Origin of the sequence: Streptomyces sp. NPDC101776 (assembly GCF_044766845.1) — a bacterium.
Lineage (GTDB): Bacteria > Actinomycetota > Actinomycetes > Streptomycetales > Streptomycetaceae > Streptomyces.
On the sequence record NZ_JBIWMV010000046.1, the window covers coordinates 1 to 23,519 of the forward strand.

Annotated in this window: 24 protein-coding genes and 5 pseudogenes; 17 read left to right on the top strand and 12 right to left on the bottom strand. The window is 68.7% G+C overall.

The features are described 5' to 3' along the window. The first annotated feature begins 131 nt into the window (after positions 1-131). From ACIRRY_RS51150 to ACIRRY_RS51160, 3 genes and pseudogenes are all read left to right on the top strand, one after another. Positions 132-350, top strand: a complete 219-nt coding sequence (locus tag ACIRRY_RS51150; protein WP_403987825.1) for a CDGSH iron-sulfur domain-containing protein — start codon at positions 132-134, stop codon at positions 348-350. Between the two features lie 42 nt (positions 351-392). Then, positions 393-824, top strand: a complete 432-nt coding sequence (locus ACIRRY_RS51155) for a CYTH domain-containing protein (RefSeq protein WP_403987828.1) — start codon at positions 393-395, stop codon at positions 822-824. Next, positions 727-1,153, top strand: a pseudogene (locus ACIRRY_RS51160) (CHAD domain-containing protein); the annotation flags it as partial. The gene ACIRRY_RS51155 and the pseudogene ACIRRY_RS51160, both read left to right, overlap by 98 nt. A gap of 23 nt (positions 1,154-1,176) precedes the next feature. Here the strand turns inward: ACIRRY_RS51160 and ACIRRY_RS51165 are convergent. From ACIRRY_RS51165 to ACIRRY_RS51180, 4 genes are all read right to left on the bottom strand, one after another. Then, on the bottom strand, positions 1,177-1,488 hold the full coding sequence (locus ACIRRY_RS51165) for an EamA family transporter (RefSeq protein WP_403987831.1): 312 nt from the start codon (positions 1,486-1,488) through the stop codon (positions 1,177-1,179). 40 nt (positions 1,489-1,528) lie between these two features. Continuing rightward, complete coding sequence (locus ACIRRY_RS51170; protein WP_403987834.1) at positions 1,529-2,023, bottom strand: hypothetical protein; 495 nt, start codon at positions 2,021-2,023, stop codon at positions 1,529-1,531. An 11-nt stretch (positions 2,024-2,034) separates the two neighbouring features. Beyond that, entirely contained in the window at positions 2,035-2,898 is an 864-nt protein-coding gene (locus tag ACIRRY_RS51175; RefSeq protein WP_403987893.1) for a SigB/SigF/SigG family RNA polymerase sigma factor, read from the bottom strand. Between the two features lie 186 nt (positions 2,899-3,084). Next, positions 3,085-3,366 carry a plasmid stabilization protein gene (locus tag ACIRRY_RS51180; protein ID WP_403987837.1) on the bottom strand — a complete coding sequence of 94 codons (282 nt, stop codon included), beginning with the start codon at positions 3,364-3,366 and terminating at the stop codon, positions 3,085-3,087. Positions 3,367-3,635: 269 nt separating this feature from the next. On the opposite strand from ACIRRY_RS51180, the gene ACIRRY_RS51185 reads away from it, so the two are divergent. Beyond that, positions 3,636-3,902: a DUF5133 domain-containing protein gene (locus ACIRRY_RS51185; RefSeq protein ID WP_403987840.1), complete on the top strand. Its 267-nt coding sequence runs from the start codon at positions 3,636-3,638 to the stop codon at positions 3,900-3,902. A 128-nt stretch (positions 3,903-4,030) separates the two neighbouring features. Here ACIRRY_RS51185 and ACIRRY_RS51190 read toward each other — a convergent pair whose 3' ends face one another. Together ACIRRY_RS51190 and ACIRRY_RS51195 are read right to left on the bottom strand one after the other, a co-directional pair. Next, positions 4,031-4,399, bottom strand: a complete 369-nt coding sequence (locus tag ACIRRY_RS51190; protein ID WP_403987843.1) for a VOC family protein — start codon at positions 4,397-4,399, stop codon at positions 4,031-4,033. Positions 4,400-4,575: 176 nt separating this feature from the next. Continuing rightward, positions 4,576-5,352: a response regulator gene (locus tag ACIRRY_RS51195; RefSeq protein ID WP_403987846.1), complete on the bottom strand. Its 777-nt coding sequence runs from the start codon at positions 5,350-5,352 to the stop codon at positions 4,576-4,578. Between the two features lie 116 nt (positions 5,353-5,468). Here ACIRRY_RS51195 and ACIRRY_RS51200 point away from each other — a divergent pair, with 116 nt between their 5' ends. From ACIRRY_RS51200 to ACIRRY_RS51210, 3 genes and pseudogenes are all read left to right on the top strand, one after another. Further along, positions 5,469-7,073 (top strand): CHASE3 domain-containing protein, encoded by a 1,605-nt coding sequence (locus ACIRRY_RS51200; protein WP_403987849.1) that lies wholly within the window; start codon positions 5,469-5,471, stop codon positions 7,071-7,073. A gap of 31 nt (positions 7,074-7,104) precedes the next feature. Then, positions 7,105-8,261 (top strand): annotated as a pseudogene (locus ACIRRY_RS51205) (PP2C family protein-serine/threonine phosphatase). Between the two features lie 732 nt (positions 8,262-8,993). Continuing rightward, positions 8,994-9,533, top strand: coding sequence for a hypothetical protein (locus ACIRRY_RS51210; RefSeq protein WP_403987852.1), 540 nt, complete (start codon positions 8,994-8,996; stop codon positions 9,531-9,533). Positions 9,534-10,166: 633 nt separating this feature from the next. Here the strand turns inward: ACIRRY_RS51210 and ACIRRY_RS51215 are convergent. Continuing rightward, the gene (locus ACIRRY_RS51215) at positions 10,167-10,481 is read right to left on the bottom strand and encodes a hypothetical protein (RefSeq protein ID WP_403987854.1); all 315 of its coding nucleotides are present in this window, start codon (positions 10,479-10,481) and stop codon (positions 10,167-10,169) included. 8 nt (positions 10,482-10,489) lie between these two features. Beyond that, the gene (locus ACIRRY_RS51220) at positions 10,490-10,999 is read right to left on the bottom strand and encodes a SigE family RNA polymerase sigma factor (protein ID WP_403987857.1); all 510 of its coding nucleotides are present in this window, start codon (positions 10,997-10,999) and stop codon (positions 10,490-10,492) included. 195 nt (positions 11,000-11,194) lie between these two features. Here ACIRRY_RS51220 and ACIRRY_RS51225 point away from each other — a divergent pair, with 195 nt between their 5' ends. Both ACIRRY_RS51225 and ACIRRY_RS51230 read left to right on the top strand, forming a co-directional pair. Further along, on the top strand, positions 11,195-11,539 hold the full coding sequence (locus ACIRRY_RS51225) for a hypothetical protein (RefSeq protein WP_403987860.1): 345 nt from the start codon (positions 11,195-11,197) through the stop codon (positions 11,537-11,539). 550 nt (positions 11,540-12,089) lie between these two features. After that, positions 12,090-13,310: pseudogene (locus ACIRRY_RS51230) on the top strand (IS30 family transposase). 27 nt (positions 13,311-13,337) lie between these two features. On the opposite strand, the gene ACIRRY_RS51235 reads toward ACIRRY_RS51230, so the two are convergent. Next, positions 13,338-14,207 (bottom strand): NmrA/HSCARG family protein, encoded by an 870-nt coding sequence (locus ACIRRY_RS51235; protein WP_403987863.1) that lies wholly within the window; start codon positions 14,205-14,207, stop codon positions 13,338-13,340. Between the two features lie 58 nt (positions 14,208-14,265). Between ACIRRY_RS51235 and ACIRRY_RS51240 the strand changes: the two are divergent. Next, positions 14,266-14,710, top strand: a pseudogene (locus ACIRRY_RS51240) (MarR family transcriptional regulator). 288 nt (positions 14,711-14,998) lie between these two features. On the opposite strand, the gene ACIRRY_RS51245 reads toward ACIRRY_RS51240, so the two are convergent. Next, positions 14,999-16,237: an IS256 family transposase gene (locus ACIRRY_RS51245; RefSeq protein WP_403987866.1), complete on the bottom strand. Its 1,239-nt coding sequence runs from the start codon at positions 16,235-16,237 to the stop codon at positions 14,999-15,001. 372 nt (positions 16,238-16,609) lie between these two features. Here ACIRRY_RS51245 and ACIRRY_RS51250 point away from each other — a divergent pair, with 372 nt between their 5' ends. Continuing rightward, complete coding sequence (locus ACIRRY_RS51250) at positions 16,610-16,810, top strand: hypothetical protein (RefSeq protein WP_403987869.1); 201 nt, start codon at positions 16,610-16,612, stop codon at positions 16,808-16,810. Between the two features lie 740 nt (positions 16,811-17,550). Here ACIRRY_RS51250 and ACIRRY_RS51255 read toward each other — a convergent pair. Continuing rightward, positions 17,551-18,294, bottom strand: a complete 744-nt coding sequence (locus tag ACIRRY_RS51255; protein WP_403987872.1) for an SDR family oxidoreductase — start codon at positions 18,292-18,294, stop codon at positions 17,551-17,553. Positions 18,295-18,389: 95 nt separating this feature from the next. Between ACIRRY_RS51255 and ACIRRY_RS51260 the strand changes: the two genes are divergently transcribed. From ACIRRY_RS51260 to ACIRRY_RS51280, 5 genes are all read left to right on the top strand, one after another. After that, positions 18,390-18,950 (top strand): TetR/AcrR family transcriptional regulator, encoded by a 561-nt coding sequence (locus ACIRRY_RS51260; protein WP_403987875.1) that lies wholly within the window; start codon positions 18,390-18,392, stop codon positions 18,948-18,950. 73 nt (positions 18,951-19,023) lie between these two features. Next, on the top strand, positions 19,024-19,266 hold the full coding sequence (locus tag ACIRRY_RS51265) for a hypothetical protein (protein ID WP_403987878.1): 243 nt from the start codon (positions 19,024-19,026) through the stop codon (positions 19,264-19,266). Between the two features lie 157 nt (positions 19,267-19,423). After that, entirely contained in the window at positions 19,424-19,561 is a 138-nt protein-coding gene (locus ACIRRY_RS51270; protein WP_403987881.1) for a hypothetical protein, read from the top strand. A 377-nt stretch (positions 19,562-19,938) separates the two neighbouring features. Next, the gene (locus ACIRRY_RS51275; protein ID WP_403987884.1) at positions 19,939-20,169 is read left to right on the top strand and encodes a DciA family protein; all 231 of its coding nucleotides are present in this window, start codon (positions 19,939-19,941) and stop codon (positions 20,167-20,169) included. Positions 20,170-20,763: 594 nt separating this feature from the next. Further along, complete coding sequence (locus ACIRRY_RS51280) at positions 20,764-21,396, top strand: DUF2461 family protein (RefSeq protein WP_403987887.1); 633 nt, start codon at positions 20,764-20,766, stop codon at positions 21,394-21,396. 1,530 nt (positions 21,397-22,926) lie between these two features. Here ACIRRY_RS51280 and ACIRRY_RS51285 read toward each other — a convergent pair. Continuing rightward, positions 22,927-23,178, bottom strand: coding sequence for a hypothetical protein (locus ACIRRY_RS51285; RefSeq protein ID WP_403987890.1), 252 nt, complete (start codon positions 23,176-23,178; stop codon positions 22,927-22,929). Here ACIRRY_RS51285 and ACIRRY_RS51290 point away from each other — a divergent pair. Beyond that, positions 23,149-23,519 (top strand): annotated as a pseudogene (locus tag ACIRRY_RS51290) (transposase); the annotation flags it as partial. The gene ACIRRY_RS51285 and the pseudogene ACIRRY_RS51290 sit on opposite strands and share 30 nt — an antisense overlap.

The following is a 23,519-nucleotide window of genomic DNA, read 5'->3' on the forward strand; positions in this document are numbered from 1 at the left end:
CCACCTGTTGGACAGCCTGTCGGCTCACATCCAACCGGCCCCACGCCCACCGACGCGAACCGCGACCCGGTGAACCATCCCGGTCAGAGCACTAGCGGACGACACCGAGAAGGAAGAGCTGGTGATCATTCGTGCCGTACGACCCCGATGAACGGCGCTGCCGCATAGTGGCCCGGCGCGCGGGACCCCTGCTGGTCGAGGGCCCGGTGGACGTCACGCTGGAGGACGGCACCACCGTGTCGTCCGACCGGTTCTGCGTCGCTCTCTGTACCTGCCGACGCAGCCGCACTTACCCGTGGTGCGACACCAGCCACCGCCGCTCCGAGCCGCCTGTTCCGCACAAATCGTGATCAGCCGGGTTTGTTCGGGGCTCAGACGTGTACGCGCAGTAGATGACTGAGTCGATACAGGAAACAGAACGGAAGTACGACGTACCGTCCGCCGACGACACGACATGGCTGCCCGACCTCACCGGCGTGGGCGGGGTCGTGTCGGTCGTGGACCAAGGCACCCAGGACCTGGACGCCGTGTACCACGACACCGACGACCTGCGTCTTGCGGGTGCCTCGGCCACGCTCCGGCGAAGGACGGGCGGGAGCGACGCGGGCTGGCATCTCAAACTGCCGCTCTCCGGTGACTCCCGGGAGGAGGTACAGGCCCCGTCGTCCGAAACGGTTCCGGACGCACTGCGCGACCTGGCCCTTTCCCGCACCCGGGGCGCGGAACTGCGACCGGTCGTGCGCATCCGTTCCACCCGCGGAGTACGGCCGACTCGCCGACCGCGTGACGCACGCCCTGGAACTCCCGCCGGGAACGGAGCGTGACACGGCGCTCCACGAGGCCCGCAAGGCGGCCAAGAGGTCGCGATACGCCACGGAGCCTGCCCGTGACCCGCTCGGCAAACCGGCCGAGCACCTCGGCAAGCGGGTCAAGGCCGTCCAGAAGGTGCTCGGCGAGCATCAGGACAGCGTGGGTGGCACGGGGCGCCCTGCGGGAGCTGGCCCTGGCGGCACACGCGGCCGGCGAGACCGGTTTCGTATGGGGCCTACTGCACGGACAGGAGCAGGCCGCTGCCGACGCGCGCGAACGGGAGCTCCCGGCGGTGTGGGCGGACGCGTCACGGAGCGAGCTGCGCGAGGCGCTCACCCGCTGAGAACCGGCGGCCCCTCACGTGGCTCAGTGCAGGGCGATCAACGCGACGGCCAGTCCCGCGCACACCAGGCCGAAGACCTGACGACGGCTCAGCCGTTCTCCCAGAAGCAGCAGGGCGAGGACGACGGGGACGGCGGGGCAGAGGGAGCAGAGCACCGTGGCAACGGCCATGAGCTGGTGCGCGATTGCTGCCAGGTACAGGACGATCGCGACGGTGCCGACCACGCCCGCCGCCACCGCCCAGGCTCCCGTCGGCATGGTCCAGACGGCGCCGTAGGACGCCAGCACGCCGGCGATGACGACGACGGCACGACCCGGCTCAGGACCACCGGCCACAGACCGCTGCCGGCATCCACTTGCGCCATGGCCAGGAACTTCAGACCGATCCCCATGCCGGCCACCAGGGCGCTCGGCACGCCCTCGGACAGTGCCGCGCGACGCTCCCGGGCCGCCCCGCCGGGTTCTGTTTCTGTGAGACCAGCCAGAGTGCCGGGAGTACGGCGGCCATCCCGACCCACGTCGGCGCGGAAAGGCGCTCCCTGAGGAGAATCACGCCGACCAGCACTGGCAGGGCCACGGCACCGACGTCGCTCACGAACACGACGACGCTCATCGCGCCCTGCGACATCGTCCGGTGGAGGAACGCGACCCCCACGCCCGTGCCGACCCCCGGCAGGGCTCCCCAGCCGTAGTCCGCGAACGCGGCGGAGGTGTCCGACAGAGTCGGTGCCAGGACGAGCGCGAGCGCGGTGCCGCCCAGTTGGGCATGGGGGGCGACGGTCATTCCGTCGACCCGGCGGGACAGCAGACCGTTGACGAAATGCGTGACGCCGAAGCACACCGTCGACAACAGGGCGAGAGAGTCAGCCATCACGGCCGAGGTCACGCGTCCAGGAGGCCGGCGCGGAGTTTGGTGAGGGTGCGGGTGAGGAGGCGGGAGATCTGCATCTGCGACAGGTGCAGTTCGCGGCCGATCTCGACCTGGGTGAGTTCCTGGCCGAAGCGCATCTCGATGATGGTCCGCTCGCGCTCGTCGAGCCGTTGCAGCAGGGGGCCGAGTGTGTGCAGGTCCTCGAACAGTTCCAGGGCGGGGTCGGTGTCGCCCATGGTGTCCGCGTACTTCGGCGCGGCGCCGTCGGTCTCGGCTTCGCCACCCGGAGTGTCGATGGAGCCCGCGGTGTAGCCGTTGGCGGCTACGAGGCCCTCGATGACCTCGTTGTCGGTCAGGTCGAGGTGGGTGGCGAGTTCCTTCACAGTAGGGGCGCGGCCCAGCGTGGCGGTGAGCGTTTCCTTGCTCTTCGAGAGGTCGACGCGGAGTTCCTGGAGGCGGCGCGGGACGTGCACGGCCCAGGTGGTGTCACGGAAGAACCGCTTGATCTCCCCGACGATGTAGGGGATCGCGAAGGAGGTGAACTCGACCTCGCGGGTCAGGTCGAACCGGTCGATGGCCTTGATGAGGCCGATCGTGCCGACCTGGATGACGTCCTCCATGTCGCCGCTGCCCCGGTTGCGGAAGCGGCGGGCGGCGAAGCGCACCAGGGTCAGGTTCATCTCGATGAGCGTGTTGCGGGCGTACTGGTGCTCGGGGGTGCCCTCCTCCAGGACCTGGAGGCGGTCCAGGAACACCTTGGACAGGACGCGTGCGTCCTTGGGTGCCACCTTGGCGCCGTCCTCGATCTGCGGCAGGTCACCCACGTTGATGGATGTTTCCGTGATGACAGCGGAGGTCGGTTCGCGGGCATTCACGGGAAAGGTCACGGTGCCGCCTCAGGTGGAAATCAGGATGAACAGCGCCTGCCCTCTCTCTCCGTATGCATGTTGACGTCGCCTGGATATCTCGGCTGCCCGCGACGAGAGGTGGGCCGCCGCCGGTCTCGATCACCGTGGTGAAGGATCCTGGGCGGCGCGTCGAACTCCTCGGCGTCAGCGTCGTCAGTGCGCGATGTTGCGCTTCCTGGCCTCCTCGTAGAGCGGGTCCCTGGTGGGGTTCACGGGACCTCGGTACGTGCGCTGGCCACCGCGCTGCGAGGCGGACTTCTTGTCCTGGGTGGAGGTCCTGCCCGCCTGGCGCACCTCGCCGGAGCGGGCCCGTTCCTTGTTCACCATCCGCGCGGCGATCTCCTTCGCCCGCCCGGTGGAGGCGCCCCGCTTCTCCGCGCTGTCCTTGATGTGCTCGTACTGCCGCTCCCGTTTGAGGCTGGAGGCTGCCGGCATGACCGCTCTCCTTGCCTCGGGATCAACGCGGGGACCTGAGTCCCCACTCCCCGGGTGTTCAGTACGGGGCGAGTCATACTCACTCCCGCCCCTCAGCGCACGCTGTCCAAACCGGTGGGGCACGGAGGCCGTCGAGTCGACCGATGTACAAGCCCCTGGTCAGTGGGAGGAACCGCGACTCCAGCGCTTCCTCGCGGTGGCGCTGCACACGAACCGCTATGCGCGCACACTTCCCGGAGAGGTAGGGACTACCGCACGGGAAGGTCTTCATGATCACTCCAAGGCACCAGGTCCTGCGCACCCTGCTGTCTCGCTACGCGGACGCGCGCATCATGCAGTTCGAAAACGACACAGCTGAGAGCCGGCGCAGACTGGACGACATGACCCACGCCCTGTGTGTCACCACCGGGGCGCACACCATCGAGAACGCCCTCGCCCTCGCGGATGACCTGCTCCAAGAACAGCGCCGGAACACAGTTACTCCGAGCACCGGCCGCCCGGACACCGATCGGGCCTCCCCGACTCTGGCCCCCTGAAAGCTCACCGGCTCAGCCGGCGCGGCCGTTGCGCGGGGGCCGAGTGGGTTTCACGAGTACGTGCCTGCCCGGCGACGCGGCCCCAGGCGTCTTGACCCGTCGCCTGTACCGCCTGTACCGCCTGTCCGTCAGACGACCAGCGTGGAGCGCACAAACAGGCAGAACGGGTGGCCCGCCTGGTCGTGCAGGACGCGTACGTCGGACTGGGGCTGGAATTCCGCCAGGGTCGCTCCCAGGACAACCGCATGGTCGACGGCCGATGTCAGATCGTTCACCCGGATGTCCAGATGGATCATCATCTGCTGCTCGGACGGGCTGGAAGGCCACTGTGGAGGAGTGAAGAGCGGCTCCGTCTGGAACGACAGCCCGGCACTGCCGTCGGTCGGTGCGATCTCGACCCAGCCCGGTTCTTCCTTCCGCGTCGGCCACCCGAGCAGGCTTTGGTAGAACTGCGCCAATGCCGGGGCGTTCGATGCGTCAAGGGTGATCGCGGCCAACGTGAAACGCGGTGGGGACGTCATGCGGTACGGCTGCCGGGTTCGCTGCCGAAAGACCAGCCAGCCGTCTCGTCGGCCGCCACGGAGCCTCTGCGAGGCCCCCCGATCCGGCAGAGCGCTCTGCCGGATCGGGGGGCCGACTTCTTCATTCCGTGTGGAAAGCGAAGAGGGGGCTGTCAGGCGCGAGGCGGGCGGGTGACGGTGTCGAGGTAGAAGGCGTCGATGCTCTGGACGGCGTGTTCGAATTCGTCCAGGTTGACGGGCTTGCTCACGTAGGCGTTGGCGTGGCTGTTGTACGCTCCGGCGACGTCGTCGGGAGCGGCGGACGTGGTGAGCACGACGACGGGGATCGTCTGGAGGTCCTCGTCCGTCTTGAGGATCCGCAGGAGGTCGCGTCCGTTCATGCGGGGCATGTTCAGGTCCAGGACGATCAGGTCGGGGCGTGCGCTGGTGGCGCTGCGCAGATGCTCCAGTGCGGCGACTCCGTCGGTCACCTGGACCAGGTTGCGGGCGCCGCGTTCGCTGAGGGCTTCCTCGATGAGCAGGGCATCGGCCATGTCGTCTTCGACGAGGAGGACGTCGAAGGGCCGTGCGGGGGTGGTCATCATCGGATGCTCCAGGGGTGCTTCGTGAGAGTGGTTGAAGAGTCCTGGCCAGCGGCGGCGGGCACCTTGGCGGGTCAGGCCGCAGGCGGCACCGAGCTGCGGGTAGCCGGCGCCCGCCCGGGCCGCGGACACGGCCGCGTCCCGTTGGAGACGTTCGGCGGCCTGCTGGAGCTGGTCCAGGAGATACAGCAGGGTTAGTGCCGATGCCGCCGGATCCCCCTGCGGCGAGGACGGGGCGTCGTCCTGCAGCTGAAGGGCCAGGCGCCGGGCAAGTCGGCCGACCGCGGCGTCCGCGACGGCTGCCGTCTCCTCGGGAGTGGTCTGCAGAGCGAAGTCCTTGCCGGGCATGGTCCGAACCCTAGGCCCCGGGCTGATCGTTCGACAACTGCGGTTGTCGTACATCCTCTACAGTGGCCGCGCCCCCGTATGGTGCAGGCGGCCGTCACAGCGGAGGGGTATTCGGGATGAGCGGGAGCACGAGAGCGCGTGCGGGGGCGTTGTCCACCTGGACGACCCGGCGGTGGCTGCGCGTCGGGGCGGTTGTCTCGCTGACGGCCCTGGCTCTCCTGGGAGTGACGGGCGCGTGGATGCTGCAACGGACGGGATCGATCAGCCAGAACCTCGTGGACGTGAAATCTCCGGCCCTGAGTACGGCACTGCAACTGGAATCGGCGCTGCTGAACCAGGAGACCGGCATCCGCGGCTACGGCCTCACCGGAACCGCCGACTTCCTCACCCCCTACCGGCAGGGGCTCGCCGACCAGACGACCAGCACCGCGCGCCTGACGAAGCTGCTCCACGGCGACGCGGTCGGCCTGAAGGATCTGAAGGCCGTACGGGATGCGGCGGAGACCTGGCAGGCGCGGGTCGCCCGCCCGATCTCCGCAGCACCCGCCGGAAGCCCCTCACCGCTGGCCGCCGTACGCGCCGCGGAGGGAAAGACGGACTTCGACGCCCTCCGTGCCGCCCTGGCCGGCCAGCAGAAGCGACTGCGGGCGGAGCGGACACAGGCCGCCGGAGACCTCTCGTCCACGATGCGGCTGCGCAACTGGGTCTTCGCCGCGATCGCGGTCGTCATCGCCGCACTGAGCGTGCTGGTCTTCGAAGGGCTGCGCCGTGGCATCACCACACCTCTGGGGCAGCTCGGGGCGGATGCCCGCGCCATCGCCGGCGGTGACTTCGGGCATCCCATCGCCCCCACCGGACCGGCGGACCTGCGCCGGCTCAGCGGTGAGATCGACTTCATGCGCCGACGCCTGGTACGGGAGCTGGCGTTTACCGAAGAGGCGCGGGTGAGGCTCCACGCGCAGGCGGCCGACCTGCAACGATCCAACGCCGAGCTGGAGCAGTTCGCGTACGTCGCCTCCCACGATCTGCAGGAGCCGCTGCGCAAGGTCTCCAGCTTCACCCAGCTCCTCCAGCGCCGTTACGGCGGCCAACTCGACGCCCGGGCCGACCAGTACATCGACTACGCGGTCGACGGCGCGAACCGCATGCAGGTACTCATCAGCGATCTCCTCGACTTCTCCCGCGTCGGCCGGGTCCACCACGAACTCCAGAGCGTCGACCTCGATGCGGTACTGCGGCAGACCTTGTCCTCTCTGAGCATGAGCATCGAGGAGAGCGAGGCGTCCATCACCCACGATCCGCTGCCCTCACTGGTCGCCGACCCCACCCAGATGGGCATGCTCTGGCAGAACCTGATCGGCAACGCCGTCAAATTCCGCCACCCCGGCCGTCCGCCCGTCATCCACATCTCCGCCGCCGAGGACGGCGCACTGTGGCGGTTCACGGTGACCGACAACGGCATCGGCATCGGCCCCGAGTACGTCGACAAGGTGTTCGTGATCTTCCAGCGGCTGCACACCAAGGACGCCTACGACGGCAGCGGCATCGGCCTGGCCATGTGCAAGAAGATCGTCGAATTCCACGGCGGCACCATCTCCGTCGATCCCGCCTACCAGGACGGCGCCCGGATCACCTTCACCCTCGCCGGTGAGCCCCCCAAGGCGATAGAACCATCAACGCTGCCCGAAGCGACCCGTGCCGACACGGAGCGAGGACCGTGACCACCCGCGCCGCACCCCTTCCGGGACGCCCTTGCCGGACCCGGTGTACCGCATCCTCCTGATCGAGGACGACGAGGCGGACGCCGTACTCGTCGACGAACTCCTCCACGACACCGGGCTGCGCTTCGAGCTGTCCACGCGGACAACGCTCGCCGATGCCCGCGGCGAACTCGCCTCCAGCGACATCGACTGCATCCTGCTCGATCTCCACCTTCCGATGCCTCCGGCACCAAGGCGATCGCCGCCGTCCGCGAAATCGCCCCGCACACCTCCGTGATCGTCCTCACCGGCCTGTCCGAGACACAGGCGGGAGCCGAGGCCATGGCCGCCGGCGCCCAGGACTACCTCGTCAAGGGCAACGTCGCAGCCGACCTCCTGCACCGGACCATCCGCTACGCCGTCTACCGCAGCCAGAGTGAACGCGCAGCCGCCGATGCCCAGAAAGCCCGCCTGCGCGCCGAGGAGAACGCCCGCCTGGAACGAGGCCTGCTGCCCCAGCCCCTCCTCGATATCTCGACGGTCACCGTGACGGCCCGCTACCTGCCCGGCGCCGAACGAGCCCTGCTGGGCGGGGACTTCCTCGACGTCGTCGAAGGCGACGAGGGCCTCCTGCACGCCGAGGTCGGCGACGTCAGCGGACACGGCCCGGACGCCGCCGCAGTCGGCGTCTGTCTCCGCATAGCGTGGCGCTCCCTAATCCTGGGCGGCCACCGCGGTCCCGGTTTCCTGCACCTCATGGAACGGATCCTGGTCGCCGAACGCGGCGCCCAGCCCTTGTTCGCCACCTGCACCCTCCTCACTCTCGACCAGCAGGCCGCCACCGCCACCCTCTACCCGGCCGGCCACCACGCACCGCTCCTCACCACCGCCGACGGCACACGCGTACTCGACGTGGAACACGGACCGGCACTGGCCGTCACCCAGAAGCCCGCCACCTGGCCGACCACGGTCATCCCGCTCCCGGCCGCCGCAGCCCTGACGCTCTACACCGACGGCCTCATCGAAGTACACAACGGCTCGCACACCGGGCGGCTCGGCGTCGAAGGACTCGTCGCCCTCATGCGCAACCTGCCGCCCACCGACGCAGCCGCCCACGTCGACCACATCATCAAAGAAGCCCAGGCACTGAACGCCGGACGTCACACCGACGACATCGCCGTCCTCCGACTCGACTGGGACACCGGGTAAGTTCCTGACGCCGCCGGAGACCTTGGCATGCGCGGGACTACGGGCGGCTCATGGCTGCCATCACGTTGGTGACCAGGCGAATCGCCCACCGCAGCGCCCGGCAGGCCCCACCAGAGCACGAACGGACCAGATGATTACGGCGTTGCGGGGCTATCTCGCCACGCCTGTCGCCGGGGCCCGCCTCCCGCAGGGCAACTGCTCACGGGCTCCGGCCCGTCGTCACGGCCGGTTCGCGATGAGGCGAACTCGCGCATGCCCCACGGCCGCGAGGGCGACCTGATGACAGCCGTCCTCACCGGCCAAGAACGGCGGCCCCCTTAGGCGGTCCCAGACAACCCACCGTTCGTGCCCCGGCTTTGCCCGCAGCAGTCCAGGTAACTCGTCCATTCCTGTCCACCGCCGCCGGACAGCCCGTTGGCTGGGGCGTCCGTCAGCGGGGTCTGGCAGCGATCACGGGAAGCTGTCACGGTCGGTGAAGGTGCCTCGTGGCCGAGGCGGTCCGCTGCTCTGCGTAGGCAGTCGAGTTGCTTCGCATCGCGGCTCCGGCCGGCGACAAGAGCAATCTGCCCAAAGATGGGCAAGGAAGTGACATGTAAAACGTCAGTTGTGATCCTGGTGCACGTACGGCCGCCGATGAGTAAGCAACTAGGCCGGGGGGACATCGAGCTGACCCATGAGGCATTCCACACCCTCCAGCCCTGGCGGGCCGCCGCCCACCTTCGCTAACTCCTCATGGCCTGCGGTGTCCTCCCAGCCGTCGACAAGCGGCTCTGCCTGTTCGACAGCTGGCTAGCTGGCCACCTCGCCATCATCTGCGAGCCCGAACATGCCCAGGTCGTCCGCCGGTTCGCGACCTGGAATGTCCTGTCGAAACTCCGGACTGCCGCCGATCGCAGAGCCCTCACACCCGGCAGCCAGGCATACGCCACGGGCCAGGTCAAAGCCGCGACGGTCTTCCTGAACTGGCTCAGCGCTCACGATCTGACCCTTACCACGTGCGGTCAGGCCGACATCGACCGCTGGCACGTCGAGCACAAGGAGCGCTACCGGAACACTGTCCGGCCTTTCCTGTTGTGGTGCCAGATCACCAAATTAACCCGACGCTTCCGGCTGCCGTCTCCGCAGGCCTGCAAGGGCGGCACCGCTCTCACAGCGACCGCAGGAGCCTCCTCGGTCGGCTCCTCACCGACGACAGACTCCCGCTGCGGAGCCGAGTCACCGCAGTCATCATCCTGCTCTACGCCCAGCCTTGCAGCCGAGTTGTCCGCCTGACCATCGACGACGTCATCCACGACAACGGCCAGGTCCTGCTTCGTCTCGGCGAACCCGCCTCTCCGGTGCCCGCGCAGTTCGCCGAACTCTTCCTGACCTGGATCGACAACCGCGACAACATGAACACCGCGACCAACCCAGCCTCCCGCTGGCTCTTCCCGGGCCGCCGCGCCGGTCAGCCGCTACACCCCCAACGGTCTCTCCAGCCAGCTCAACGACCTCGGCATCCCCGCAGCCGCCGCCCGGACCGCGGCGATCCGCCAGCAAGTCCTGGAGATGCCCGCCCCCGTCGTCGCAGACGCCCTCGGCTACCACAACAAGACCACCACCCGCCTGCGCAACGAGACCGGCGGGACCTGGAGCCGATACGCCGCTGGCAACCGCAGTCGGTCACTAGCTGGTTGGGTTCCCCGGGGATCTGGCGACAGTTGATTAGGCGATCACACCAGTATCAGCTTCGGGTGCTGCTGGTCGGCCCAGGGGAGCACTGCGTAGGGCTGCGGGAATCAGTCGCTGTAGTGGTACAGGTTCCAGTTCCGGTTCCGGTCCTGGTCGTGTACGGAGGTGGAACTCGGAGGTTGTGTGGATCTGTCTGGACTCCGCGGCGTGTTGCCGGGGTGGCCCCGTTGGCTGTCAGTGTCCGGAGGGAAGGGGTTCTGCTGCGGTGCGGGCGGGTTCGGGTGTGTGGGGTGTGGGGTGTGTGGTGCTGGCGGGGGTCAGGGGTACCGGAGCCCGTTCGCTGCCCGGCCAGGGCGGGTTGACGGCCACGGCGGCGATGGAGGCCGCGATGATCAGTGCGCCGGCTGTGGCGAGCGCGGCTCGTCGGCGGCGGATCCGGGAGCCGCCGACGACGGCTGCGTCGGTGACGCTGGGCAGCGCGGGCTCGGGCTCGGTGCTGAGGACTGCCTGGAAGGCGGCGTGCAGGGCGTCGTTCTCGTGTTCGTTCATGGCCGGTTTCACCTCCTGGTCCCTTCGCTGTCAAATCCTTCGACGATCTCGCGCAGCCGGGTGAGCCCGCGGGCGCTTTGGCTCTTCACCGTTCCCGGGCTCACCCGCAGTGCGTGTGCGGTCTGCTCGACGGACCAGTCCTCCCAGAATCGCAGGACCAGCACGGCTCGGTAGCGGGGTGCCAGCTCCATCAGGGCTTCCTGCATCATCAGTCGCAGCTCCGGTGCACTGGACGCGCCCGAGGGAAGATCGGGTGGCTCGCTCACCGGCTCCTCACGCCAGCTTTTCTTGCGCCACTGGTCGATGAAGGTGCGGGTGAGGATGGTGCGGGCGTAGGCATCCGCGTTGCCGTCCCGGCTGACCCGTCCCCAGGCCGCGTACAACTTCATCAAAGTCGTCTGGGTCAGGTCCTGTGCCTGGTGCCAGTCGCCGCAGAGCAGGTAGGCGCTGCGTCGGAGTTGCGCCTGGCGTGCCTCGGCGAATTCCCGGAACTCCCGTTGCCGGGCGGTGTCCCTCACTCTTTGCCGGCCTCTCCTTCGCGCACCATTCCATCTGTCTTACATACGGGGAGTGGCCCTCTGGGGTTGCACGGTGCGGGCGGGAGAATTTTCCCGCGGTACCGTGCAACCTGACTGCCGCCCGCCTCCGTACCCCTCTCCCGAAAGGGCATCCACGCACAGTGGGTGTCCGGTGATCGAGGAAGAGGCACACCGTTGTCGAAGCACCGCAAGTTCTCGCATAACCGCCGCGCCATGTACAGCGTGGCCGCCGGAACCGTTCTGGCCGCCGCGGGGATGGTCAGCGTCGCCAGCGCCGCGACCCCGGCCACCCACGCCAACCCGGTCCCGACCACCCAGGCCGACCCGGTTGCGGCCACCCACGCGGACCCGGTTGCGGCCACTCATGCGAACCCGGTTCCCGCCACTCACGCCGACCCGTTTGCGGCGACTCACGCGAACCCGGTCCCGGCCACTCATGCGGCCCCGGTCCACGCCAAGTCTGTCGCCGAACCCCTCTCGTCGCTGAGCGCGGCCGAGCGGGCGAACGCGGTGGGCTGACCTCACCCCGAGGAGTACGCACGCCTCCCCGAGAGCCTCGGGCCTTGCCCGGTGCGGGAGGCGTGCCGCTCCGCACGTCCCGCCGTGCACCTCACTACCCCTCGGAGGAGTAGCAATGTGTCCTGGAATTCGCCGGGTGCCGCTGGGGCTCTTCCGTGTGTCCGTCCTGCCCGGCGACTGCCGTAACCGGGCGTCGTCAGGCGGTACCTGTCGTGGCATCAACGCTACGACACCGACCACGCCCACACCTGGCTGCGCGGGCTGGCGCGCACCGCACTGACCGAAGCAGCACGGTAATCAGCGTGATGTGCGCCGTCGGGAAGACGACCGTGACGGTTGCGACGAGCGGCCTTCGCGAAGATGGTCCCTTCCTGGGCGGGTTGATGGGGTGGTTCGCGCGCGGGACGGCAAGGTGCTGACTCCGGCGCATCGGCCCGGTGCGGGTGCTCGGTGGTATGCCGATGTGAGGCATTGAGGGCACCGGATGCCCGTGTGCCGGGCTGTCCTTCCGTTCTAGTGGTCGTTGCAACACCCCAGTTCAGGGGAGGCGATGGACTTCAAGATCCGGGAGCTGCGGACCATGGCTCAGGGACGCAAGAGGCCGCTGCGCGAGCGGGAGGCATACTTCCAGCTCATGCAGCAGGGCCTGAGCAACAACAAGTCATGCCATATGTCGGCATCAACCCGGAAACCGGCCGACGATGGCGCAACGGTCGCAACGCTGACAGTAAGAGGAGGCGGCAACCCCGGTTCGACCGGCGGTGCCGCCTTCTGGCGCGTCCCGGTACCTGCGCGAGGACGACCGGATCTACATCGCCGACCGGCTGCGGGAGAAGGCCACGATCCGCACGATAGCGACTGAACTGGGCCGCAGCCCCTCGACCGTCAGCACAGAGGTACGCCGCAGCCGGACCGTCGGGACGCGTGGTCAGCGGCATTTCCGCCCGCATGCAGCTCAGGCCCGCGCCGATGCACGTCGACCCCGACCGAAGCCGGGGAAGATCGGCCAGAACTCCGAGCTGCGGGACTTCATCCAGAACCGCCTGGACCTACGGTGGAGCCCGGAGCTGCCAGGCTCTGCGCGCCCGCTTCCCTCGACGGCCGGAGATGCACGTGGTCCACGAGACCGTCCAACAGGCCCTCTATGTCCAGGGCCGCGGTGAACTGCGCCGCGAACTCGCCCAAGCCCTGCGCACGGGTCGCGTGCGGCGCAAGCCCCGCCGTCAGGCTCAGCAGCGTCAGCCCCGCTTCTGCGACCCGATGGTGATGATCAGCGAACGGCCGGCCGAGGCGGAAGAGCGGGCCGTGCCTGGCCACTGGGAGGGCAACCTGATCATCGGCAAGGACAGTGCTTCCGCCATCGGGCCCCTGGTCGAGCGCGCCAGCCGCCACGTGATGATTCTGCACCTGCCACATGGCCGGGGCCCCGAGCTGGTCCGCGATGCTCTGGTGGCGGCCGTGCAGACGCTGCCGTCCCACCTGAAACGCTCGCTCACCTGGGACCAGGGCAGCGAGATGGGCCGCCGCCGCGAGTTCACGATCACCACCGACATCCCCGTGTACTTCTGTGATCCGGCCAGCCCCTGGCGGCACGGGTCGAACGAGAACACGAACGGCCTGCTGCGGCAGTACTTTCCCAAGAGCACCGACCTGTCCGTCCACCCCCCGTGAGCACCTGGCTGCCGTCGCCGTCGAACTCAACGGCCGCCAACGCAAAACGCTCGGCTGGGAAACCCCGGCCGAGCGCCTGCACGAACTGCTCGCGGCCTGAGTCCGGCTATGTGCTGACCGCGCGGACTCAGCTGACCGGCCAGGTGCGCTTGGCCGCCCAGGTGCCGAAGCGCTGCCAGCCGATCTCCGGAAAGTCGCGCCGCAGGGCGTCCACGTCCACATCGAGGCCGACGTCGGTGAAGTAGCGGAACATCGCGGCGAGGTCGGCCGAGAACGCTTCGACGTGGGCGATCGGCAGCCGCTCGAAGACGATCGGCCGACCGCACACCCCGGTCAGGGCTTCCGCGATCTCCATGCAGGTCAGCTTGTCGGAGGCGATGTCGATGCGACGGCCCGCGAACTCCTGCGGACGCGCGAGAACATGGGCTGCAAAGGCGCCGATGTCCCGCGCGGGAATCAGCGTCAGCGGCCGGTCGGCCGGCATCGGGAGCATGAACCGGCCTTCGCGCAGACCCTCGAGCGACCACTCGACCGTGTAGTTGTCCATGAACGCGGCCGGTCCGAGGATCGTCCACGGCACACCCAGCCCTCGCAGGTGCCGCTCGATGCGGTGCTTGCTGTCGAAGTGCGGGATGCCCGTGTTGCGGTCGGCGTGCGCGGCTGAGGTGAACACGATGTGCCCGACACCACGGGCGGCCTCCAGCAGGTCGATGCCCTGCCGGACTTCGGACTCCGGGTCGGAGCCGAATGGCGTGGACATCGCGAATAGCCTGTCGGCGCCGTTCAGGGCGGCTTCCAGTGACTTGCTGTCGTCGAAGTCCGCTGCGTGCACCTCGGCACCGAGACCCCTCAGCGCGTGGGCGGCGGCCGAGTCGGAAGTGCGGGTGAGGGCGCGGACCTGGAAGCCCTGATCGAGCAGCGAGCGGGCGACCGCGCCGCCTTGGGCGCCGGTCGCTCCGGCGACGGCCACCACGGGCCGGTAGAATTCCTTCGTCATGCGATTACCGTACGGCACAGTTACTGCGCCACGCAGGTATTTACCGACGGGGGTGTGCATGCTGATCGACGATCTCCAGGAGGAGTCCCGCCTTTACCTGGCCTCGTACGTCATGTTCAACCAGGCGGTCGCGGACCATCTCAAGCTGCACCCCACCGAGTCCAGTGCCTCAAACTGCTGACCGTCGAGCCTGGCCCGTTCACCACTGGCCGGATCGCCGAACTGACCGGCCTGACCAGCGGATCGGCTGGTCGACCGTTTCGAGAAAGGTGGATATGTGGTCCGGCAGGCACCGCGACAGGACCGACCGCCGCCGCGTCCGGGTGGAGCCTGTCCCGGAGGCGATGCAGGATCTGATGGAACCGTGATCCGAACTGGGCGAGGGATGGCAGGCGATGTTCGCCGACTACACCAAGGGCGAGGGTGCCTGGCTGTACCGGCACATGCCACGCACCGTCGAACTCTCCCGGCAACAGATCGCCCGTCTGCGCGAAAAGGAATGACCGCCGCCCGCGCAAAACGCTCGGCCGGGGAAACTCACCGAGTTCAACCAGTCGTAGCAACACTCTTGATGAGAGGGGCGTGTTGTGGGACGACCAGCGGGTTGGATGACGGAGTTGACCGGTCGGTCACCGATGAAGTCGCCGGCGCGGCCCTCGACTCGGCGTGAGATCGGGCGGCTGCTCTGGGGCGAGATTGCCAAGGTCCTGACCGGTGAGGATGCGGCGGGAGGCGATGTCGATGCCGGTGGCCGGATAGAGCGATCGTGTCCCTTGTCGTGGTGTAGCCGATCAACTGGTGGGCTTGTTCGTGGTGTTGGGGAGTGCGGGGGCGCTTTCGGGGAGCTCTGGGTAGAGCTTGTCCATGCTGCCTTCGGGGAGATAGCGGCGGGGGAAGGCGATCCATTCGTCGTGCATTTCGCAGAGCACGGCGGTCGTCAGCCGTTCCAGGGCGGGTGGATTGGGGAAGACCTGGACGACGTCGGTACGGCGCTTGATCTCCCGGTTGATCCGTTCCAGCGGGTTGGTGGACTGGATCTTCTTCCAGTGCCGTGGCGGGAAGTCCGCGAAGGCGGTCAGGTCCTCCTTCGCGTTCAGGAGCATGGTCCTGACCTTGGGGAACTGGTTCCCGAGCATGTCGGCGACGGTGTCGAGCTGGGTGCGCACGAGGTCCGCGGTGGGCTGGGTGAAGATCGTGCGGATCGTCGCGGCGACCATCTCGCCGGACTCCTTGTCGATCACGCCGAAGACATTGCGCAGGAAATGAACCCTGCACCTCTGCCAGGCGGCTCCGAGCATCACCTTGCGGACGGCGGTGACCAGGCCAGAGTGGTTGTCGGTGATGACGAGGCGGACGCCACCGAGTCCGCGTTCACGCAGGGAGCGCAGGAACTCCTTCCAGAACACCTCGGTCTCACTGTCGCCGACCATCAGTCCGAGGACCTCGCGTCCGCCCTCCTCGGTGATACCGGTGGCGATCACGACGGCCTGGGAGACGATCTGGTGGTTGACCCGCACCTTGCAGTAGGTCGCGTCCAGGTAGACGTAGGGGAAGCGGGTGTGGTCCAGGGGGCGGGTGCGGAAGACGGTCAGCGGCTCGTCGAGGGCTGCGCAGATCCGCGAGACCTCGGACTTGGAGATGCCGGTGTCGCCGCCCAGGGCTTTGACCAGGTCGTCCACGCTGCGGGTGGAGACCCCGTGCACGTATGCCTCCATGATGACGGCGTAGCGGGCCTGGTCGATGCGGCGCCTGCGTTCCAGCAGGCTCGGGAAGAAGCTGCCGGTGCGGACCTTGGGGATCTCCAGGTCCAGGTCGCCGGCCAGCGTGGTCAGCACCTTGTTGCGGTGCCCGTTGCGCAAGGCCGTCCGCGAGGCGGTGTGCTCGTTCCACTCCGCGCCGATGTGCGCCGTGGCCTCGGCCTCGATCAGCTCTTGCAGCATCCGCTCGGCCACGCTGCGGACGAGTTCGATTCCGTCCGACGAGCGTAGTGACTCCAGCAGCCGTATCAGGTCAGACTGAGACAGGGCCATCGTGCACTCCTACCGCTTGAACTGGCGTTTTAGCAGGGAGAGTTGCACGGTGGCCCGCCTTTGGTCAGGGAGTGGCCACCCCCATCAGGTGTGCGCCCCGGGCAGACGCCCGCGCACTCCCACACCTTGATCGGCTACACCACGACAAGGGACACGACCGATAGAGCCAGCCCTCCTCGGTGGGGACGTAGGTGATGTCGCCGCACCAGCGGGTGTCGACGCCGGCTGGGTCGGGACCGAACTGTCGAGGGGTGAGGTCGGGCCGCAGCCACGGCTCCCGCCGCCCCGGCCGCCTTCGAAGAACAGCTTCAACTTCTGTGCTCCGTCGCCCAGTTCGGCTCCGCCTCGCGAACATGGTGGACATGGATCGGTGTGCTCCATGTCCGTGCGCTGGAGATCCTGCAGTGCCTGTACGAGGCCGCGCGGCGGTTCGGGACCGAGGTGCGCGTGCAGGCGGTCGCCGCCCCGGAGGCCTGGCGTGGTCCCTGTTTCACCGATGTCGGCGAGCTTGCGGTGCTCGCGGCGGCGCAGGCCGACCGGGGCAGGCGGCTGGGGGAGCTTCCGGTCCTCTGACTCGGTCGGCCGCGCGGATCGGCGGCAGACGTTGCATGGCTTTCCAGTCCCGTGTCGTGATTCCTCCGCGGCCACAACGCCGCCGGGGCGGGATGGGAAGGGTGACGTGGGCAGGTGTGGAGGGCCAGCTCGGTCTACGCCATGCGTTCTCAACCACGCGGAGCTGACCGCACCGCGGCTGGTCCCAGTGCAAGCCTCCCCGGGCCACTTCAGGACGTCGGGAAGCGGTCTCGCCTGCCTACGGGGGATAATTCCCGGAAGCTGGGCGCTGGCGCTGGCGCTGGCGGTGTTGGAGGAGGAGGTGGGCACCGGGCGTTCGGCTGCGGGACGGGAGGAGCAGGTTCGTCTTTCTGGGTCAGGGAAAGCGTGTCAGAACGGTGTGGCAGGTGCGCTGCAGTTCTTCGTCGTTGGCGATGCTTTTGAAGCGGCCGCTGCGGCGGGGCAGTGCGGCTTCCGTCTGGATGTGGGGGAGGGCCGGTGCGGCGGCTGTCCCCATCCGGTTGAGACAGGCCAGGACGTGATCGGATGTCGCAGCGTCGGCACCGTCATGTTGTCCCCGGCAGCACATATGAGGGCCTTCGCCCCCTGCCGCTGAGCGTAGAGCCACCCGCACTTCCCCAGAAGGGGACCGGAGACCACCACCCCGCTCGCGATCGCCGACCGGACCGGAGCAGGTCATCGCGCTTGCAGTCCAGGCGCAGCAGGTCTTCAGCCGTACGGGCACTGGGTGACAGCAGGTGTCATGCCTGGACGGTGGGGCGAACGCTGATCTCGCCTATCTCGACGTCGCCGGGCTGCTCGATGGCGAAGGCCACAGCGCGGGCGACCGCGGCCGGCGGGATGCCGATCGCGTCCATGTTCTTGCGCGTCTGCTCGCGGATGCACGGGTCTGCCATCGAGTCGGCGAGATCGGTGCGGACGTATCCCGGCGAGATGGCTGTCGTCCGCACCACTCCGTCGGTGGACTCCGTGCGCAGCCCCTCGTGGACGGTGCGCACCGCGTTCTTGGTCGCGGCGTAGACGGCCATCGAGGGGGACACGCCGGACAGGCCGGCCACGGAGATGATGCTGACCAGGTGGCCCGAGCCTTGCTCGCGGAAAGCGGGCAGCGCAGCGGCGATGCCGTTGAGCGTGCCGCGAAGGTTGACATCGATCATGGCCGACCAGGCTTCGGTGTCGAGGTCGGTCAGCGGGCTGATCGGGGCGATGCCGGCGTTGTTCACCAGGACGTCGATACGGCCGTACTGGTCGATGGTGGTGGAGACGAGGTGCTGCAGGTCCTCGGCCTTGGTGACGTCGACGACGCAGGTGGCGGCACGGCCGCCCTGCTCCCGGATGTCCTGCGCTATGGCGTCGATGCGCTCGCTGCGGCGTGCCGCGAGGACGACCGAGGCGCCGCGCTCGGCGAGCAGGCGGGCCGTGGCTTCGCCGATACCGCCGCTCGCTCCGGTGATGGCGACGATCTTGCCGTGAAGAGAGAGCACTGCTGCCTCCAGGTAAAGTGGACATGTGTCCGGTGTGTGGCCCACCCTACCGGACACGTGTCCACTTGTTAGCGGCGGAACATCAGGAGAGGCCTATGAGTGCGCCAGGACGCCGTCCGGATGCGGTGCAGAACCGGACCCGCATCGTCGAGGCCGCCCGCGCAGCCCTCGCCGAGTCGCACCATGTCCACCTCAACGAGATCGCCAAGCGCGCCGGAGTGGGACAGGGAACCCTCTACCGGAACTTCCCCAACCGCGAAGCCCTCCTCGCCGAGGTCTACCGGCGCGACGTCGACGAACTCGTGACCGCTGCCTCGGCTCTGCTGGCGGAACACGAGCCCGTGGAAGCCTTGCGTCACTGGCTCGACCGAGTGATCGACTACGCCGAGATCAAGTACGGCGTCCTGGCAGCGCTCGAGCCGGCGGCGTGGCAAGGCCTTGTCGCCCACAGCCACAACCCCATCGAAGGTGCCCTCGGTCACCTGCTGGACGCCGGGAAGGCGGCCGGCTCCCTCCGCACGGACGTGGATGCCCACGGGGTCCTCATACTCATCGCCTACCTCGGCCGACTGGGCCGGGATGAATGGGAATCAAGGGCACGGCCCCTGATGAACGTCATCCTCGACGGGCTTCGCCGACAGGACGCGGACCGGTGAGGGCGGCAGAAGGAATACGAAGACGGACTCCGGGAGGTCCACGAGACGGTCGCACGGCGTCTGGAGGACCAGGTTGCGGCTGGGCGGTCCGATCAAGGACCCGGTGGGTTGGCTGATCGGCAAGGGTCTGCCTCAGCGGCAGGAGTGCGGCGACGGGCTGTGCGACGACCGCATGCTGCGCGACTCCGGCCGGAACTGCCCGCGCCGCGAGGAGCGGCAGGCCGGCAGCCGTACCCAGCGGACCGCGGTCGCAGCCGCCGTCGACACCGCGATGCCGTACGCCTCCGAGGCGAGCGGCAGCTGCACGAGGCGGTGACCGTCCGGGCGTTGGCCCGCGAGCACGAGTGGGAGCAGGTCCGGGCCCGGCAGGCCGCGGCCGCCGAGCGCCGCGCCGAATCCGAGGCCGCGCACTCCGCCCTCGATGAGCCGGCCACGAAGTCGGGCCCGGTCGTGCTGCCCGCCCAGTGTCCGGCGTGCGCTCATCGCTGCCGGAGGTCGGCGTCGTCAACCAGGACGTGGTCCTCGATGAACTGACGCGCGAGCAGGTGCTGGACTGGCGCACTCGTGCCGCCCGCGACCACCAGGTCGTGTTCGACCACATGGACCGGTAGGGCGAGCACTCCGCACAGAGGCTGCTCACCGGAGACTTCGTCGCGGACGTGCGACCCCTGTCGCGCCTGGGGCACCTTGAACCTCGGTTACACCTGGGAACGGTCGTGAGCGCCGGCGAGTTGTCGGGCGTCGACCTGGCCCGGGTCGCACTGCGTGCCGCGCTGGAGACGGCGAGGAAGAACGACGGCAACACTCGTACGGCGAAGGCGAAGCCGCGGACGATGTCGGTGGTCCAGCGTGACGGGCGCGAGCCGATGGGTCTCGGGGCGGCGATCGGCGCGCTGGTTGCCCGAGCGGGCCTGCGAGCTCCCGGCCGCAGGTGCCACGCTGCGTCGGCGGTAAGAGGCCATCGCCCTCCGAGCTCGTCGGCCACGTCGTGGCGGTCATCGGCTACGACCCGGAGTCCGGCTGCCTCACCGTGTGCCCGGAGTCGGCGGCTTGGGCGACGAAGGCCCGGCTGGAGCAGTCCCGGATCATCACGGCCGCCAACGCGTCGGCCGACCGTACGATCGTGCGCGGTCTGCGGATCCTCCCGCCCGGTTCCGTACCCGCACCGGGGCGGGACAACGGCGCCCACCGGCCTCGGAGGCGTCCAAGTGGCCGGTGAGATAGGGGAGTTGGCCAGTGACGGCCGCCCCGTGCTCTCACCGGCTACCGGCAGGACGCCCTGCCCCGCCTGGCCGACCCGGACATCACGGAGGCGGTCGAACGGCAGACCCGCGCGATGCGTGACCTCAGCCGACGCGTCTTCCCCAAGCTGCCGAACGACGCGTCGGCCGCGATCGAGACGGCCCGGCGCGGGGTTCGGCAAGAACGCGCGGCCCGGAAACCCGGGCCTTCGGCCGACGCCCAGGAGACGGCCGCGCTGCGTACGAGGGCGCCACCACGTCGATCGTCTGTGAGGCCAACGCCGGTGATGGCACGATGAGTTGGGGTGAAAGGTTGGGTTTCGTGCGAGGTGGCAGGCGGCAGATTCAGACGGTGGTCCTGGGCGGCGCGGACTCGGAGGAGCCGCTGATGCTCCGGCTGGAGGCGATCGAGCTGGACGTCTTCCGCCGCCGTCACGAGCACGACACGTTCTGGTGCGGGCTGCTGCTCGGAGGCTGCGGCCTGCCTGACCACGAGTCTGTAATTGGCTCGTTTCCTGTCCCTGTCCGTCTCGCTCTCGGCGCGCGGATCACGGGTGAGCTAGCCTCCGGGCATGCGTGGACAGTTCACCGGCTGGCCGGAGAAGGCCATGGACGTGTTGTGGCAGCTCCAGGGCGAACCGACCCAGGCGACCCGTGAGCGCTGCCGCGCGGACCGCGAACGCCTGGTCCGGCAGCCGATGATCGCCCTGCTCAACGAGGTCGCGGACACCGACCCCCGGTACGAGGACTTCTCCGTCTGGCACTACCGCACCGACTCCTGGTGGTGGCAGCACCAGGGCGCGGTGATCCGGCTCGGCCGCAAGATCGAGATCGGTCTCCGGTTCGACCTGGACGGCCTGCGGATCCAGGGCGCCTGGTGGTACCCCGACCCCGGCCAGGTGGACATGTTCCGCAAAGCCGTCGCCTCCGAGGGGAGCGGCCGCGAACTGTCCGCCATCGTCGAGGACGTGCGGAAGAGGGGCTACGACGTCTCCGGGGACGTGATGAAACGCCCCCCGCGCGGCTATCCGACGGACCACTCCCGTACGGACCTGCTGCGCCACCGTTCACTGATCGCCGCCCGTCCCCTCGGCTGCGAGCAGTGGCTGCACACCCCCGAGGCGGTCGACCGGGTCCTGGCGGCCGCCGCCGACCTGGACGCCCTGTTGATGTGGCTGGTCCGCCACGTGAAGCACGCCACCTGACATCACGAGGGCGCCACCCCGATGCCCTGGTCCTGAACCACTGCCTCCAGCTCGCCATGAAACCAACCGGCCTGTGGCTGGGACCGGTTGCGGAAGGTCTCCCGAGAAGTCCTGGAGAAGCGGACCGACGGCCGGAGCTTCACCCCGGACAATTCCGAGCAGGACGGAAAGGTCCGGCGTTTGTACAAGGACAGGATTGCGCCGTGCATGACCGTGCCAGACACCCTGCCCAGCGACAGGGTGTTCCTGGACGGCGAGCTGCCCCCGCAGGAGCTGGCCGACGAGGTGCTGGCCCGGGTCCAAGCCGGCGGAACCTCCGGGGTATGACCGTGGCGGTGGCGGTGGCGTGCGTCGCGCGTGTCGAGCGGGCGCAAGAGGCCGGCCGGTAGATCCGCCGTGCCCAGGGGAGGGATGTCTGCTCGCGCGGTGCGCGGTGCCCATTGGTTCCCGACAGGCAGCCGGATCGTCATCCTGAGTGAAGCTATGGGGCGTGCATGTGAGGCGCACGCGCCGATGTGCGCCGGGTGTGCGCCAGTGAGGGACCTGGCGTGATGCAGAACACGGGTGCGCAGGGGTGTTCGAGCTGTCCGTCGTTCGGGTCGGGCCTGGTCGGGGCGCTACTGAGGGTGACTAGCCGTCGCCTGGATCGCCTGCCGACGGCGCACCGCCCTCACCCAGGTCCTGCGCGGGGCCTGTTACGGCATCGGCACCGGAGTTATCGGCCTGGTCTTCATGCTGATGGAGTACCGCCTGCACTAACCCCCAGCCCGTACGTGAGGGGCTCCCCACCCCGCACCGAGCGCTCCCGCTCGTCGGCGCGTCGGGAAGGGATTCGAAACCTCGGCGGCGTCCGGCCACAGTTCCTTGCCGACCTTCCACTGGCTATAGTGGATCTTGAGGTGGTCGCCACAACTCCAGTCGGCTGGCGCTGCGTTGGTGGTCCAAGGAAAGACGCCCCGCTTCCTGCGGGGAAATGCAGGTCCAAGGCCTGCCCGGCGCTCGAACATCGGTCTCCGTCCCCGCACACTGCGCGGGGACGGAGACCGCTTTGCGTCCCACGCCGTGAACCAGGGGCCGTCTGTCGGCCAGTTTCGCCGGCACACCGTACGCCCGGCCCGCGGCTGTGGCACGGTGGAGTTCTCCGGCCTGTCGCTTCCCCCCCCCGTAGTGGCGGGCCGGAGTCGCGCTCAGCGGGCGAGGATGACGGTGATCGGCAAGTCAGGGCAGTCGGCAGGCTGCTGGGTGAGCGCGTCGCGCTCGGTGGCATCGATGCTCAACCCCACCGCACCTTGTCGGCGATCCAGTCGGTGTCGTACCGGCACCGGTAGCCCGCGTACGGGGGGGGGCAGCCACTCGCCGGGGTCCTTGTCGGCCTTGGAACGGTTGAAAACGCGTGAGTTCGCAGATTCTTGGAGGTAGCAACCCCGGAACCCGTGAGTGTGTCCCGGACGGTTCGGCTTCCGCGTACGGGTTTGTGGTTGTCTTCGGTCGGCCCAACTTTGCAGGCCAGGCAGTGATGCCTGGCGCAGGTCAGTGTCCGACCGTCGACTCGTGCGGGCGGGACTCAGGGGCGGTGTGTCCTGCACTGTCATGGCGTAGCAGTATGACCACGAGCAGTCCGGCGAGGAAATAGCCGGCGCCCTGGGTGGCGAGCACGGGGACGATGCCGAGGGACTGGCCCAGGAAGCCGGCCGCGCAGGTGCCTGTGACGGTCGCGATGCCTTCGGTGGTGCCGAGTGCGCCGAAGACGCCCGCGCTGTCACCCGCTGGATCCTCACCCACCCCGATGCCCTGCCCGAAGGCGACCGGATTCAGCTCAAGGCCGTCCTGGCCAACTGCCCTGCACTGGCCACACTTGTCGACTACGTGCGCTCTTTCGGCCGCATGGTCACGGAGCTGCAAGGCAACCGACTGCCGGAGTGGATAGCATCCGCCCGGACCACCACTGACCTGCCAAGCCTCAGCCGATTCGCCCAGCACCTCGAACGCGACCTCGACGCGGTCATCGCCGGTCTGACCCTGCCATGGAGCTCAGGCGTCGTCGAAGGACACGTCAACAGGATCAAGATGCTCAAGCGGCAGATGTACGGTCGCGCGGGCTTCAAGCTCCTGCGCAAGCGGGT

Excerpts from the sequence above, each read along its gene's own strand:
- ACIRRY_RS51155 (WP_403987828.1), top strand. The coding sequence starts at position 393 with ATGACTGAGTCGATACAGGAAACAGAACGGAAGTACGACGTACCGTCC.
- ACIRRY_RS51170 (WP_403987834.1), bottom strand. The coding sequence starts at position 2,023 with ATGGCTGACTCTCTCGCCCTGTTGTCGACGGTGTGCTTCGGCGTCACG.
- ACIRRY_RS51180 (WP_403987837.1), bottom strand. The coding sequence starts at position 3,366 with ATGCCGGCAGCCTCCAGCCTCAAACGGGAGCGGCAGTACGAGCACATC.
- ACIRRY_RS51185 (WP_403987840.1), top strand. The coding sequence starts at position 3,636 with ATGATCACTCCAAGGCACCAGGTCCTGCGCACCCTGCTGTCTCGCTAC.
- ACIRRY_RS51195 (WP_403987846.1), bottom strand. The coding sequence starts at position 5,352 with ATGCCCGGCAAGGACTTCGCTCTGCAGACCACTCCCGAGGAGACGGCA.
- ACIRRY_RS51200 (WP_403987849.1), top strand. The coding sequence starts at position 5,469 with ATGAGCGGGAGCACGAGAGCGCGTGCGGGGGCGTTGTCCACCTGGACG.
- ACIRRY_RS51210 (WP_403987852.1), top strand. The coding sequence starts at position 8,994 with ATGGCCTGCGGTGTCCTCCCAGCCGTCGACAAGCGGCTCTGCCTGTTC.
- ACIRRY_RS51215 (WP_403987854.1), bottom strand. The coding sequence starts at position 10,481 with ATGAACGAACACGAGAACGACGCCCTGCACGCCGCCTTCCAGGCAGTC.
- ACIRRY_RS51235 (WP_403987863.1), bottom strand. The coding sequence starts at position 14,207 with ATGACGAAGGAATTCTACCGGCCCGTGGTGGCCGTCGCCGGAGCGACC.
- ACIRRY_RS51245 (WP_403987866.1), bottom strand. The coding sequence starts at position 16,237 with ATGGCCCTGTCTCAGTCTGACCTGATACGGCTGCTGGAGTCACTACGC.
- ACIRRY_RS51260 (WP_403987875.1), top strand. The coding sequence starts at position 18,390 with ATGAGTGCGCCAGGACGCCGTCCGGATGCGGTGCAGAACCGGACCCGC.
- ACIRRY_RS51280 (WP_403987887.1), top strand. The coding sequence starts at position 20,764 with ATGCGTGGACAGTTCACCGGCTGGCCGGAGAAGGCCATGGACGTGTTG.